The organism is uncultured Parvibaculum sp., assembly GCF_963975745.1.
Taxonomy (GTDB): Bacteria; Pseudomonadota; Alphaproteobacteria; order Parvibaculales; family Parvibaculaceae; genus Parvibaculum.
Genome location: NZ_CAXBIB010000017.1, coordinates 37,245 through 50,053, shown reverse-complemented (window position 1 = coordinate 50,053; position 12,809 = coordinate 37,245). Strand labels below are relative to the sequence as shown.

The 12,809-nt window shown below is 65.9% G+C and carries 12 protein-coding genes and 1 tRNA gene; 6 read left to right on the top strand and 7 right to left on the bottom strand.

Going from position 1 to position 12,809, the window contains the following annotated elements:
* Positions 1-4: 4 nt before the first annotated feature.
* The 5 genes from argB to rpmH all read right to left on the bottom strand — a co-directional run bounded on the left by argB (position 5) and on the right by rpmH (position 4,123).
* Positions 5-937, bottom strand: coding sequence for an acetylglutamate kinase (gene argB, locus AAC071_RS13475; protein ID WP_339833309.1), 933 nt, complete (start codon positions 935-937; stop codon positions 5-7).
* Between the two features lie 24 nt (positions 938-961).
* Entirely contained in the window at positions 962-1,660 is a 699-nt protein-coding gene (gene yihA, locus AAC071_RS13470) for a ribosome biogenesis GTP-binding protein YihA/YsxC (protein ID WP_339833306.1), read from the bottom strand.
* A gap of 3 nt (positions 1,661-1,663) precedes the next feature.
* Positions 1,664-3,493, bottom strand: a complete 1,830-nt coding sequence (gene yidC / locus AAC071_RS13465) for a membrane protein insertase YidC (protein ID WP_339833303.1) — start codon at positions 3,491-3,493, stop codon at positions 1,664-1,666.
* Positions 3,486-3,908 (bottom strand): ribonuclease P protein component, encoded by a 423-nt coding sequence (rnpA, locus tag AAC071_RS13460; protein ID WP_339833300.1) that lies wholly within the window; start codon positions 3,906-3,908, stop codon positions 3,486-3,488. The genes yidC and rnpA overlap by 8 nt, the downstream gene beginning before the upstream one ends.
* A gap of 80 nt (positions 3,909-3,988) precedes the next feature.
* On the bottom strand, positions 3,989-4,123 hold the full coding sequence (gene rpmH / locus AAC071_RS13455) for a 50S ribosomal protein L34 (RefSeq protein WP_339833298.1): 135 nt from the start codon (positions 4,121-4,123) through the stop codon (positions 3,989-3,991).
* Positions 4,124-4,460: 337 nt separating this feature from the next.
* Here rpmH and AAC071_RS13450 point away from each other — a divergent pair, with 337 nt between their 5' ends.
* The 4 genes from AAC071_RS13450 to AAC071_RS13435 are packed head-to-tail and all read left to right on the top strand — an operon-like array spanning position 4,461 to position 8,910.
* On the top strand, positions 4,461-5,204 hold the full coding sequence (locus AAC071_RS13450) for a DUF547 domain-containing protein (RefSeq protein WP_339833295.1): 744 nt from the start codon (positions 4,461-4,463) through the stop codon (positions 5,202-5,204).
* Positions 5,201-5,935 (top strand): TVP38/TMEM64 family protein, encoded by a 735-nt coding sequence (locus tag AAC071_RS13445; RefSeq protein WP_339833294.1) that lies wholly within the window; start codon positions 5,201-5,203, stop codon positions 5,933-5,935. The genes AAC071_RS13450 and AAC071_RS13445 overlap by 4 nt, the downstream gene beginning before the upstream one ends.
* 28 nt (positions 5,936-5,963) lie before the next feature.
* Complete coding sequence (locus tag AAC071_RS13440; RefSeq protein ID WP_339833292.1) at positions 5,964-7,388, top strand: FAD-dependent oxidoreductase; 1,425 nt, start codon at positions 5,964-5,966, stop codon at positions 7,386-7,388.
* A gap of 22 nt (positions 7,389-7,410) precedes the next feature.
* Entirely contained in the window at positions 7,411-8,910 is a 1,500-nt protein-coding gene (locus AAC071_RS13435; RefSeq protein WP_339833290.1) for a HAMP domain-containing sensor histidine kinase, read from the top strand.
* Here AAC071_RS13435 and ggt read toward each other — a convergent pair.
* On the bottom strand, positions 8,894-10,627 hold the full coding sequence (gene ggt / locus AAC071_RS13430; RefSeq protein WP_339833288.1) for a gamma-glutamyltransferase: 1,734 nt from the start codon (positions 10,625-10,627) through the stop codon (positions 8,894-8,896). The genes AAC071_RS13435 and ggt overlap by 17 nt on opposite strands.
* Positions 10,628-10,810: 183 nt before the next feature.
* Between ggt and AAC071_RS13425 the strand changes: the two genes are divergently transcribed.
* Both AAC071_RS13425 and AAC071_RS13420 read left to right on the top strand, forming a co-directional pair.
* Positions 10,811-11,842, top strand: a complete 1,032-nt coding sequence (locus tag AAC071_RS13425) for a P1 family peptidase (protein ID WP_339833285.1) — start codon at positions 10,811-10,813, stop codon at positions 11,840-11,842.
* 219 nt (positions 11,843-12,061) lie between these two features.
* Positions 12,062-12,138 (top strand) — tRNA-Arg (locus AAC071_RS13420).
* An 84-nt stretch (positions 12,139-12,222) separates the two neighbouring features.
* Here AAC071_RS13420 and AAC071_RS13415 read toward each other — a convergent pair.
* Complete coding sequence (locus AAC071_RS13415; RefSeq protein ID WP_339833281.1) at positions 12,223-12,798, bottom strand: Fic family protein; 576 nt, start codon at positions 12,796-12,798, stop codon at positions 12,223-12,225.
* Positions 12,799-12,809: the final 11 nt, after the last annotated feature.

Below are 12,809 nucleotides of genomic sequence, written 5' to 3'. Positions count from 1 at the left end.
CCGGTCAGTCGGCGTTCTTGCGGATCAGCGTGCCCGCGCCATGTTCGGTGAAGAGTTCCAGCAGCACCGCATGCCGAACGCGGCCGTCGAGAATGACGACAGCCTCGACGCCGCCTTCGACGGCCTCGATGCAGGTTTCGAGTTTGGGAATCATTCCACCCGAAATTGTCCCGTCCTTCATCAGTGCCTTTGCCTTCTCGAGCGAAAGCGAGGTCACCAGTTCGCCCTGCTTGTCCAGCACACCGCGCACATCGGTGAGCAGCAGCAGGCGTGCGGCACCCATGGCCGCCGCGATGGCACCGGCCGCGGTGTCGGCGTTGATATTGTAGGTTTCGCCGTCCGGCGACACGCCGATCGGTGCAATGACGGGAATGATGTCCGACTTCTGGATGACGTCGAGAATCTCCGGATTGATCCTGGCCGGCTCCCCGACGAAACCGAGATCGAGAATCTTCTCGATGTTCGATTCCGGATCGTGAATCTTGTGCTCGACCTTGCGCGCGACGATGAGATTGCCGTCCTTGCCGCACAGGCCGATGGCCCGGCCGCCCGCCTGGTTGAGTTGTGCCACGATCTGCTTGTTGATCGACCCCGCCAGCACCATCTCGACGATCTCGACCGTCGCCTTGTCGGTGATGCGCAAGCCCCCCGAGAACTCGCTCTTGATACCGAGCCGCGTCAGCATCGCGCCGATCTGCGGGCCGCCGCCATGAACGACGATCGGATTGACGCCGGATTGCTTCAGAAGAACGATGTCGCGGGCGAATTCGGCGCCCAGCGCCTCGTCGCCCATCGCATGGCCGCCATATTTCACCACGACTGTGCGCTTGTCGTAGCGCTGCATGAAGGGCAACGCTTCCGAGAGTACGCGCGCACGCTCAAGCTTCGCTGCCTCGTCGGACGATGCCGCGCTCTTGTCGGTTGTGGTGTCGGGCATCTGTCCTCGCGCTCCCGTCCCTGGTCAGTTGGCCGGTGATTTATACCTCAGCGTATCGGCCGCGGCCAGCGATGCGATCTCGGCGCGCAGCTCGGCGATGCCGGCGCCGGTCTCGCTGGACGTGGCGATGATCCGGGGATGTGCGGCGACATGCGTCCGGATGCCGTCCCGGACCGCACCGAGCCGCTCCTCCAGCTCGCCGGCCTTGAGCTTGTCGATCTTGGTCAGCACGATCTGGTAGGAAACGGCAGCCTCGTCGAGCAGCGACATCACTTCGGCGTCATTGGCCTTCAGCCCGTGCCGCGCGTCGATCAGCAGCAACACCCGCCGGAGCGTCGCGCGGCCGCGCAGATAGGACATCACGAGATCGGTCCATTGTTCGACGCGCGTGCGGGTTTCGCGGGCATAGCCATAGCCCGGCAGGTCGGCCAGCATGATGGCGGGCCGGCCTTCGGCGCCGAGCAGGAAGAAGTTGAGTTCCTTGGTGCGCCCCGGCGTGTTGGAGGTGCGTGCCAGCGTCTTGCGTCCGGTCAGCGCATTGACGAGGCTCGACTTGCCGACATTGGAGCGGCCGGCAAAGGCCACCTCCGGAATATCCCCGGGTGGCAGGCCGGCCATGTCGACGGCCCCGCGCAGGAATGTACAGGATTGCGCGAAGAGCCAGCGTCCCGCTTCGATGTCCGGCGCGTCGTCGTCATGCTCCTCGCGCGGCGCCCCGGTCATCGCTCAGCCTTTCGGCTTGTCGCCGCCGCCGGCAAACAGCCCCGCGACTTTGTCGAAGCCCATATTGCTGAAGACTTCGATCTTGACGCCCTGCCGCTTCATGATGACGCCCTGCTGGATCACCGACAGCGTGTTGTTCCACGCCCAGTAGATGACGAGACCGGCCGGGAAGCTTGCCAGCATGAAAGTGAAGATCACCGGCATCCAGGTGAAGATCTGGGCCTGGATCGGATCGGCGGGCAGCGGGTTCATGCGCATCTGCACGAACATGGTGAAGCCCATGAGCAGCGGCCAGATTCCGACGACGAGCAGAGACGGCGGATCCCAGGGGATCAGGCCGAAGAGATTGAAAAGCGACGTCGGGTCGGGTGCCGACAGATCGTTGATCCAGCCAAAGAACGGCGCGTGCCGCATTTCGATGGTGACGAACAGCACCTTGTAGAGCGCGAAGAAAACCGGAATCTGGATCAGCACGGGAAGGCAGCCGGCCAGCGGATTGACCTGCTCCTTCTTGTAGAGCTCCATGATTTCCTGCTGCTGCTTCAGCTTGTCGTCCTTGTGGCGCTCGCGCAGTTTTTCCATTTCCGGCTGCAGCTTCTTCATCTTGCTCATCGCCACATAGGACTTGTTGGCGAGCGGATAGAAGACGAGCTTGATCAGCACGGTGATGATGAGAATGGCGACGCCGAAATTGCCGACATAGCCGGCAATGAAGTGCAGGCCGTGAAAGAGCGGCTTGGTCAGGAAGTGAAACCAGCCCCAGTCGATCAGCAGTTCGAACTTGTAGATGCCGTCCGCCTCGTAGCTGTCGACCACTGATGTGACCTTGGCGCCGGCGAACAGACGGCTCTGCACCGTCGTATCGTCCCCATCCGCCAGCACGATCGGGTCGTAGCGGAAATCGGTCTGGTAGATTTCGCGGCGCGGATCGGGGTCCTCGCTGAAACGCGCGGTGAAGGCGCGGCCGTCTTCGGGCGCCAGCACCGCCGCCCAGTACTTGTCGGTAATGCCGAGCCAGCCCTGCGAGTCCTTGAACGTCTGTGGCGCTTCGCTCTCGAGATCCGAATAGTCGATCTCGCGCAGGCCGCCATCGGGCGACATGCCGATCAGACCTTCATGCAGGATGAAGAATGAGCTGCCGGAAGGCTTGCCCGTGCGCGAGATCAGGCCATAGGGGAAAAGCGTCACGGCCTGGCCGGTGCGGTTTTCGACGCGGTCGGAAATCGTGAAAAGGAAATTCTCGTCAAGGGTGATACGCCGCAGGAAGGTCAGGCCTGCACCATTGTCCCAGGCGAGCGTCACCGGTGTGTCGGGCGTCAGCGTTTCGCCTTCGGCCACGCGCCACGTGCTGGCGGCGTCCGGCAGCCTGACATTCGAGCCGGGCAGGCCGATGAAACCGAATTCCGAAAAATACGGAGTGGGCGTCCTGGCCGGCGAGAACAGTGCGATCTCGGCGCTGTCGGGATCGGTCGTCGCGCGATAGTGCCGCAGCCGCAGATCGTCGAAGCGTGCGCCTTTCAGCGAGATCGAACCGTCGAGCTGGGCCGAGCGAATGGCGAGGCGCGGTGCCTGGGCGAGCGCCGTATCGAGCGGCAATGCTTCGGCCGTGATCGTACCACCGGGGCCGGGCTGGGCGGGCGCCTCGACCGAGGGCAGGCGCACATCGCCGCCGGCGGTCTCGCCTGCACCCGTCTCGGCACCGGCTGCCGCCTCGATCGCTTCCTGCCGCGCGCGCTCGGCCTCCATCTGCGGATTGATGACCAGATACTGCCACCCGATGAAAACGAGCACCGACAGGAAAATGGCAATGATGAAGTTGCGGTTGTCACCCATGTGGCAGGTCTTTCCCGGTATCGGAACGCGTGGAGTCGGAGCGTGGTGCGGAAGATCGGCCGCGCGGCTTCGAAGACCGGCGACCGTGAACGTCGTCAAGCGCGTCACGCAGATCGGCAAGCAACTCGGCCCATTTGCGCGTCGGCGTGTCCTGACGGCCGATCAGCACGTAGTCGTAACCGGGTTTTGCGGCGAGCGGAAGAATTTCGGCCGCCGCGGCGCGCAGCCGGCGTTTGGCGCGGTTGCGGGTGACGGCATTGCCGACCTTGCGGGTGACGGTAAAGCCGGCCCGCGGCGGCGCGTCGTCCTGCCGGTCGAGCGCCTGCAGCACAAGGCCGCGCATGGCACGTTTGCGCCCGCGTGCGGCGGAAAGAAACTCTCGGCGTTTGCGAAGTTTGTCGATCTGGCGGTCCATCGGGCTGCTCGCAATCGGACCCGGATAACCGCGAACCCGGACAGGCGCCGGCGGGCAGGCCGCGGCGTTGCAGAGTGGGGTCAGGCCGAAAGCCGCTTGCGGCCCTTCGACCGGCGCGCGGCGAGCACCTTGCGGCCGCCCTTGGTGGCCGTGCGCGCGCGGAAGCCGTGGCGGCGCTTGCGGACGAGTTCGCTCGGTTGATAGGTCCGTTTCACGTCTCTTCTCCGGCAGATCCGGCACCGGGCGGCTCAGGGGAGCCGGCCTCTCGAATGCCAATAAAAACAAGAGCCGCAGGCGTTGCCGCCTCACGGCTGTCAGGCGGGTGTATAAGCGATATGGCCCGCGCAAGTCAACGCCGGGCCGGTCTTGTTTCACTCGCTCTGACAATGTCTCACAAATGAGTGATACCCCCGTTTCGTCGCGCGGCTTTGCGCGTATGGTCCGGCCGCTCAGCCACAGGGGATCAGCGCCATGTTCGGGAGAGTCCGCCATTTTGTTCTTTTTATGTTCCTTTTTGCCGTTCAACTGCCGCCGGCCGGCGCGGAAACGCCCATGAAGCCCGATCACGGCCCCTGGGGCGCGCTGCTGCAGGACTGGCTGGTTCTGCCGCCGCCGGAGGACGGCGGTGCGGCGCCGCATTTCGTCGACTATGCCGGCCTCAAGGCCAGCGCGCAGGGCCGCGCGGCGCTCGCTGCCTATATCGACAGCCTCGCGGCGATCGATCCGGCCCTGCTGTCGCGCGACGAACAATTCGCCTTCTGGGTCAATCTCTACAATGCGCTGACGGTTCAGGTCGTCGTCGAGCACTATCCGGTGGCCTCGATCCGCGACATCTCGATCTCGCCGGGTCTCTTTGCCCGCGGGCCCTGGGGCCGGAAACTGGTCCGCGTCGCCGGCCGCGACCTCTCGCTGGACGACATCGAGCACGGCATCCTGCGGCCCGATTTCGGCGATCCGCGCGTTCACTACGCGGTCAATTGCGCCTCCTGGAGCTGTCCGGACCTGGCCACCGAACCCTATGAGGCCGCGACGCTCGATACCATGCTCGACACGGCCGCCCGCCGCTACATCAACAGCCCGCGCGGCGTCGATATCCGTGGCGGCCGTCTCACCGTGTCGAGCATCTTCAACTGGTACAGGAAGGATTTCGGCGGCACCGAGGCCGGGGTTCTGGCCGAATTGCGCAAATATGCCGGGCCCGAACTTGCCGACGCGCTGGCCGGCGCCACGCGCGTGTCGTCTTATGACTATGACTGGACGCTCAACGACGCTGCCCGCCTGGAGACAATGAAATGACCGAAACGCCTCCCGAAATCCCGGCGCGCGGCCTGGCCTTGCGCCGCCTCGCACCGCTGCTGGTGCTGGCGGCGGGCCTTGTGGCCTTTTTCGTCTTCGATCTCGACCGTTATGCGACCCTCGACACGCTGCGCGACAACCGCCAGGCGCTGGGCGCGCTGGTCGCCGAGCATCTGCTGCTGGCGGCCTTGCTCTATGTGCTGGCCTATGTCGCGATCGTCGCCTTCTCGCTGCCCGCCGCGCTGGTCGCCACCCTGACCGGCGGCTTTCTCTTCGGCACCTGGCTCGGCGGCACGCTGACGGTTGTCGGCGCCACGATCGGCGCGACGGCGATCTTCCTGGCCGCGAAGACGGCCCTGGGCGACGTGCTGCGCGCCAGGGCGGGTCCGGGCCTGCGCAAGCTCGAAGCCGGTTTCGGCAGAAATGCCTTCAACTACATGCTGGTGCTGCGGCTGGTGCCGGTCTTTCCCTTCTTTCTGGTCAATCTGGCCCCGGCCTTTCTCGGTGTGCCCTTGCGCACCTATGTTGCGGCCACCTTCATCGGCATCATTCCCGGCACTTTCGTCTATGCCAGTCTGGGCAACGGTCTCGGTGCGGTCTTCGATGCCGGCCGCGATCCCGATCTCGGCCTCTTCTTCGAGCCGCAGATCATCGGTCCCGTCCTGGCGCTGGCGGTTCTGGCGCTGGTGCCTGTCATCTACAAACGCATGACCGGTGCGGCGAAAGCCTGAGCGCGGTCTGAAACATTTCGAGGAAAACATGGCGAAGCGGATCAAGGCGGATATCTGCATCATCGGGGCCGGTTCGGGCGGCTTGTCGGTGGCGGCCGGCGCCGCGCAGATGGGCGCGAAGACCGTGCTGATCGAGCGCGATGCCATGGGCGGCGACTGCCTCAATACCGGCTGCGTGCCCTCCAAGGCGCTGCTGGCTGCCGCCAGACAGGCCTACCGCATGGGCGCGGGCGCACCCTTCGGTGTCACGCCGGTAAAGCCGAAAGTCGATTTCGCGAAAGTGCATGCGCATGTCCATGACGTCATCGCGGCCATCGCGCCCAACGATTCCGTCGCCCGTTTCGAGGCGCTGGGCGTCACCGTCATCAAGGATCATGGCCGCTTCAAGGACGGCGCAACGGTGATCGCCGGCGACACCGAGATTTCCGCCCGCCGTTTCGTGATCGCCACCGGCTCGCGCGCCGCCGTGCCGCCGATCCCCGGGCTCGACAAGGTGCCCTTCTTCACCAACGAGAACATCTTCGAGAATACCGAATGCCCGGCGCATCTGATCGTCGTCGGCGGCGGACCGATCGGCATGGAAATGGCGCAGGCCCATCGCCGCCTCGGTGCGAAGGTGACGGTGCTCGAAGGCATGCGCGTCTTCGGCCGCGACGATCCGGAACTTTCGGCGATTGTCGTCGATCGCCTCCGCCGCGAAGGCGTCGACATTGTCGAGGGCGCGAAGGTCGCGGGCGTGGCGGGCGAAGAGGGACGCGTCGTTGTGACGGTCGAGGTGGCGGGCAGGACGCGCGACATCGAGGGCTCGCATCTGCTGATCGCGACCGGCCGCCGTCCCAATGTCGAAGGGCTCGATCTCGAAAAGGCCGGCATCGACTACACGTCGAAGGGCCTCGTCGTCGATGAGCGCCTGCGCACCTCCAACAAGCGCATCTTCGGTATCGGCGATGTCGCGGGCGGACTGCAGTTCACCCATGTCGCCGGCTATCACGCCGGCATCGTCATCCGCAACGCGCTGTTCCGCGTGCCGGCCAGGGCCGATCACAGTTCGATCCCCTGGGTCACCTACACCGATCCGGAACTTGCCCATGTCGGCGAGACCGAGGCGGAAGCCCGCGAGCGCCACATGAAGATCAACGTCCTGCGCTGGCACTTCGCCGAAAACGACCGTGCCCAGGCCGAACGCGAAACCGAGGGCGTCATCAAGGTCGTCACCGACAGCCATGCCCGTGTGCTGGGCGCCACCATTGCCGGCGCCCATGCGGGCGAACTGATCCTGCCCTGGGTACTGGCCCGGACCCATGCGCTGAAGCTCTCGGCCATGGCCGGTGTCGTCGCGCCCTATCCGACCTTCTCGGAAGTCGGCAAGCGCGTCGCCGGTTCCTATTACACGCCGACGCTGTACAGTCCGAAAACGCGAATGCTGGTGCGCTTTCTGGGACTGTTCGGCTAGGCTGGCCTGCGGGACGGCAGGGATGGCGAGCATGAGAGCGACGGCGGAGAAGGACGGCGGCGCGGAAGGCGGCTTGGCGCGTCTGGCGCGGCCCTTGCGCGAAAGCCTGTCGCGCCGCCTGCTGGTGCTGACGGTCCTCTTCGTGATGCTGGCCGAAGTGCTGATCTTCGTTCCCTCGATCGCCAATTTCCGCCTGACCTGGCTCGAACAGCGCCTCGCCGCCGCGCAGATCGCCTCGCTGGCGCTCGAGGCGCGGCCCGACAACATGGTTTCGCCGGCCCTGCGCGAGGAACTGCTGAAGAACGCCCAGGTCTATGCTGTCGCGCTGCATCGCGACGAGGCGCGCCGCCTGGTGCTGAGCGAGGAGATGCCGCCCACCGTCGACACCAGCTTCGACCTGCGCGGCGCCATGGCGATGACGCTGATCATGGACGCCTTCGAAACGCTGCTGGCTGGCGACGGCCGCGTCGTGCTGGTCACCGGCAATCCGCGTTTCGGCGCCGGCGAGTCGATCGAGATCGTCTTCGACGAAACGCCGCTGCGCTACGCCATGCTGGACTATGGCAGGAACATCTTCCTGCTCTCGCTGGTGATCTCGATCATCACCGCCGGTCTGGTCTTCACCGCGCTCCATTTCGTGCTGGTCCGCCCGATGCGCCGCATCACCGGCAACATGGTCGCCTTCCGCCAGGATCCGGAAGACGCGCGCCGCGTCATGGCGCCCTCCGGCCGCGCCGACGAGATCGGAATCGCCGAACGCGAACTGGCGCTGATGCAGAAGGAGATCCGCGCCACGTTGAGCCAGAAGGCGCATCTGGCCGCGCTCGGCGGCGCCGTCAGCAAGATCAATCACGACCTGCGCAACATCCTGGCCAGCGCCCAGTTGATGTCCGACCGCATCGGCGCGATCGACGATCCGATGGTGCAGCATCTGGCGCCGCGTCTCTTCGCCTCGATCGACCGCGCGATCGATCTCTGCGCCAACACGCTGAAATTCGGCCGTGCCGAGGAAGCGCCGCCGCGTCTGGCCCGCCTCGCGCTGGCCGGCCTGATCGACGAGGTCGCCGAAGCCGCCTGGCCCGAAAGCGAAGACATCCGCTGGCACAACCGTGTCGCGCCCGATCTCGAGATCGATGCCGATCCCGATCATCTGTTCCGCATCCTGCTGAACCTGACCCGCAACGCGGCCCAGGCGCTGGCCGAAAGCGGCAAGGGCGGCGAGATCCGCATCGACGCCCACCGCGCCGGAGATCATGTGCATATCGATATTGTCGACACCGGCCCCGGCCTGCCCGAAAAGGCCCGCGCCCATCTCTTCGAGCCCTTTTCGGGCGGCGTGCGCGCTGGCGGCAGCGGTCTCGGCCTGGCCATTGTCGCCGAGCTGGTGCGCGCGCATGGCGGCCATATCGAGCTTGTCGACAGCGGCCCCGCGGGCACGCATTTCCGTTTCTGCATGCCCGACACCGGCGGCGCGTTGGCGGCCTGCGAGGAGCCCGGCGAACCGCCTAGCGCTGGCCGCTGATCACATTGCCGTCGCGGCGCGGATCGGCGGCGCCGTCGAGCCCCTGTGCCGTCGCCGCGATCCCGTGCAGTCCGCTGGTCAGTGTACGCACCTCGATCCTGTGGCCGAGCTGCTCGAGTACCGGGATCAGCGCTTCGAGCGTGCTGCCCTCTTCGATCTCCAGCGCGCCGTTGCGGTCGAGAAAATGCGGCAGTGCCACCGCCTCTTCCATGCCCATCTCCCAGTCGATCAGCGCGATCAGCGTCTTGGCCACATAGCCGATGATGCGCGGCCCGCCGGGCGAGCCGATGGCGAGAACGAAGTTGTCATCGGCGTCGAACACGATCACCGGCGTCATCGACGAGCGCGGCCGCTTGCCGGGCTGAACCGCATTGGCGACCATGCGGCCGTCTTCCTCCGGCACGAAGGAGAAATCGGTAAGCTGGTTGTTGAGCATCATCCCGCCCGCCATCAGATGCGCGCCGAACGGCCCCTCGACCGACGAGGTCATCGAGACGACATTGCCGCGCCCGTCGACAATGCTGAAATGCGTCGTCGAGGCGCGTTCCGGCGAAAGCCCGGCGCGCCATTCGCCGCGGATCTGCGCCGGCGGCACGCCCGGCAGGGCCTTGCCCATCGTCCGGCTGGCATCGATCTCCTCGGCCCGCGTCTTCAGATAGGCGCGGTCGAGCATCGCCGCCTGCGGCACCTCGACGAAATCGGGATCGCCGATATAGAAGTCGCGATCCGCATAGGCGAGTTTCTCGGCCTCGGCGATGAAATGCACCGCGGTCGCGGTCATCGGCCCCATGCCGGCGAGATCGTAATTCTCGAGAATGCCGAGAATCTGTAAGAGCGTCAGCCCGCCCGAGGTCGGCGGCGGCATCGAGCAGACGCGGTAGCGCCGATAGGGCGCGCAGACCGCTTCGCGCTTGACCGCCTGATAGGCGGCGAAGTCGTCGAGCGACAGCGTGCCCGGCCGCGCCGGCGCGTTCTGCACCGCATCGACGATCGCTTCCGCCACCGCGCCCTTGTAGAAACCGTCGGCGCCCTGCGCCGCGATCGCGCGCAGCGTCGCCGCATAATCGGGATTGGTCAGCATCTCGCCTTCGCCGACCGGCCGCCGCGTGCCGTCTGCCGCGCGCCGGAAGAAATAATCCTGCGCCACCGGCATCTGCTTGAGCACCGGATCGCGCGCGATCGCCTGTGCGAGTTTCGGCGCCACGGCAAAGCCGTCTTCGGCCAGCCGGATCGCCGGCACGAAGAGATCGGCCCAGTCGAGCACCCCGTATTCGCGATGCGCCTCCCACATCATCCGCACCACGCCGGGCGTCCCGACCGAACGCCCGCTGACCATGGCGGAAAGAAAATCGAGCGGCTGCCCGTCGTCGCCGAGAAAGAGTTCGGGTTGGGCCGCCATCGGCGCGGTCTCGCGCCCGTCCCAGGCATCGAGCGCGCCTGTGCGCTTGTCGTAATGCAGCAGGAAGGCGCCGCCCGCGAGACCCGACGATTCCGGTTCCACGAGCGACAGCACCGCCTGCACCGCAATCGCCGCATCGACGGCGCTGCCGCCCGCTTCGAGAATTTCAATGCCGGCCGCGCTCGCATCGGGGCTCGCGCTCGCCACCATGAAAGCCTGCGCGCCCGTCCGCCCGAAAAGCGCGATCGCGGCCACGGCAACGAGAAGCAACAGCGCGGCGGCCGCCGACAGTGTCGGAGCGATACGGGTGAATTTCATGATTGTGTTGCCTCCTGCATGACTCCGGCCTGGATGAAAGGGCCCACCCGCCCCTGGGGGCGGGTCGAAAAATTCACGCTATCGGCGGGAATTTTCCGGGGCGGGGGCGCGGGGGAAAGAAAGGGTCTCTCCCGCAAATAGGATATATGAATTGAGCAGACCACAAACCGGAAGGTCACACATATGCACTTCGGCACCATCCGCAAAGGCCCGTTGAACCTGATCACCGATGTTGCGGGCATTTCGGTCGGCAATGCAGAAGATGCAGCCGCCCGCACCGGCGTCACGGTCGTCCTGCCCGAACCGCGGGCGACCGCCGGCGGCGATATCCGCGGCGGCGGCCCCGGCACGCGCGAGACCGACCTGCTCGATGCGGTCTGCCTGGTCGATGCGGTCGATGCGGTGGTCCTTTCGGGCGGCTCGTCCTGGGGCCTCGAAGCGGCCTCGGGCGTTGCCGCCTGGCTCGGTGCGCGCGGCCGCGGCTACCGCGTCGGCGCAAGCCCGCTGGTCTCGCCCATCGTCCCGGCCGCGATCCTCTTCGATCTGGCCAATGGCGGCGACAAGGCCTGGGGCGAGGCGCCGCCCTATGGCGCGCTCGGCCGCGCCGCCTGCGAAGCGGCAGCCGGCACCTTCCGCCTCGGCAATGCCGGCGCCGGTCTCGGCGCCATCGCCGGACAATACAAGGGCGGCCTCGGCTCGGCTTCCGCCGTCGCCGAAAACGGCCTCGCCGTCGGTGCCCTGGTGGCCGCCAATCCCTTCGGCGCGGCAGTCGTGCCGGGCGAGGCGCGCTTCTGGGCCGGGCATCTTGAAATGGAGGGCGAGTTCGGCGGCCTTGGCGGGCCGGCGGGCGAGGGCCTTGCCGCCCGCGATCCCTTTGCCGGCACCAAGGCCGGCGCCGCCCCCGGCGGCAACACCGCCATCGGCGTCGTCGCCACCAATGCCGACCTGACGCCGGCCGAATGCCGTCGCCTCGCCATCATGGCGCAGGACGGATATGCCCGCGCCATAAGACCGGTCCACAGCCCGGTCGATGGCGACGCGATCTTCACCCTGGCGACCGCCCGCCAGCCGCTGCCCGACGGCCCGCGTCACATGGCTGTCGCGGCGCTTGGCGCCATCGCCGCCGATTGCGTCGCCCGCGCCGTCGCCCGCGCGCTCTGGGAGGCCGAAACCCTGGGCGAAATCCGTTCCTTCCGCGATCTCCACGGCCTTTAACGGCTGAGTTTGTTTCTCGCCGGCTTTCGGGTGCTTCCCACCCGCCCCTGGGGGGCGGGTCGAAAAATTCGCAGAATTTTTCGGGGCGGGGGCTGGACCTCTCGCCGATCCGGGCCTCTCGGCCAAACCCGCGAAACCCTTGCCTTCGCGCGCCCGAAGCTTTAAGAGGGAGCCGCCTTCGGGGTGCCGCTTTCGAGCCTGCCCCCATGAAGTGCCGGCGCGCCCGTAGCTCAGCTGGATAGAGCATCAGACTACGAATCTGAGGGTCGGACGTTCGAATCGTTCCGGGCGCACCATTTTTCCAATGACGTACGATATTTTTGAAAGTTTCTATAAAAGGGAAATTCCGTGAGTTCCCCGGACCGCGGATGCAATTGGCTTTACGACGCGATGAGTCTCTGAATGTGCCGGAGCAGCGGTTTCTCATTGCCGTGAAAGCTCGCGATCATCGCCTTCAGGAATATTTCCGGCTCAAGCCTTTGCAGATCGATCGGATGACCGGCCTGATCGGCGATGAGCGCCAGGAAGGCCGCCTGCGTGCGGCCATTGCCCTCGCGAAAGGGATGGATGGCGTTCAGCGTTGCGAGAAACGTCGTCGCCGCTTTCGCAAAGCCGTTTGCTGTCAGATCGCGAAAATAGCGCTGCTTTTTCAGATCGTCGAAGAGCGCGGACATTTCCCGCTGAATGTTTTCGGGATAGCAGAAAGCGCTGCCGTCTTTGGATATGCGGACAGTTCGGAGCTTGCCGGCCCAGGCATAGACATCCTGAAACAGGTGGTGATGAAGTGCGCGGTAATGCGTGACGCTCAGCCGACCTGAAGGCAGGGGTTCATCGGCGCGTTGCGTCGTACTTGCTGTCTCGAACGCATCGAGCGCGGCTTGCCTGCGCAGGCCGGGAATATTCTTGAGGACGTTCGTCCCGGGGTAGCAATAAGGGTCTGCGACCGCTTCGTACATGGAGGGGGCGG

Bases quoted from the DNA above. Each gene is read 5' to 3' on its own strand.
- AAC071_RS13450 (WP_339833295.1), top strand. From the start codon at position 4,461: ATGAAGCCCGATCACGGCCCCTGGGGCGCGCTGCTGCAGGACTGGCTG.
- yihA (WP_339833306.1), bottom strand. From the start codon at position 1,660: ATGACCGGGGCGCCGCGCGAGGAGCATGACGACGACGCGCCGGACATC.
- AAC071_RS13415 (WP_339833281.1), bottom strand. From the start codon at position 12,798: ATGTACGAAGCGGTCGCAGACCCTTATTGCTACCCCGGGACGAACGTC.
- yidC (WP_339833303.1), bottom strand. From the start codon at position 3,493: ATGGGTGACAACCGCAACTTCATCATTGCCATTTTCCTGTCGGTGCTC.
- ggt (WP_339833288.1), bottom strand. From the start codon at position 10,627: ATGAAATTCACCCGTATCGCTCCGACACTGTCGGCGGCCGCCGCGCTG.
- rnpA (WP_339833300.1), bottom strand. From the start codon at position 3,908: ATGGACCGCCAGATCGACAAACTTCGCAAACGCCGAGAGTTTCTTTCC.
- AAC071_RS13425 (WP_339833285.1), top strand. From the start codon at position 10,811: ATGCACTTCGGCACCATCCGCAAAGGCCCGTTGAACCTGATCACCGAT.
- AAC071_RS13445 (WP_339833294.1), top strand. From the start codon at position 5,201: ATGACCGAAACGCCTCCCGAAATCCCGGCGCGCGGCCTGGCCTTGCGC.
- AAC071_RS13440 (WP_339833292.1), top strand. From the start codon at position 5,964: ATGGCGAAGCGGATCAAGGCGGATATCTGCATCATCGGGGCCGGTTCG.
- argB (WP_339833309.1), bottom strand. From the start codon at position 937: ATGCCCGACACCACAACCGACAAGAGCGCGGCATCGTCCGACGAGGCA.
- AAC071_RS13435 (WP_339833290.1), top strand. From the start codon at position 7,411: ATGGCGAGCATGAGAGCGACGGCGGAGAAGGACGGCGGCGCGGAAGGC.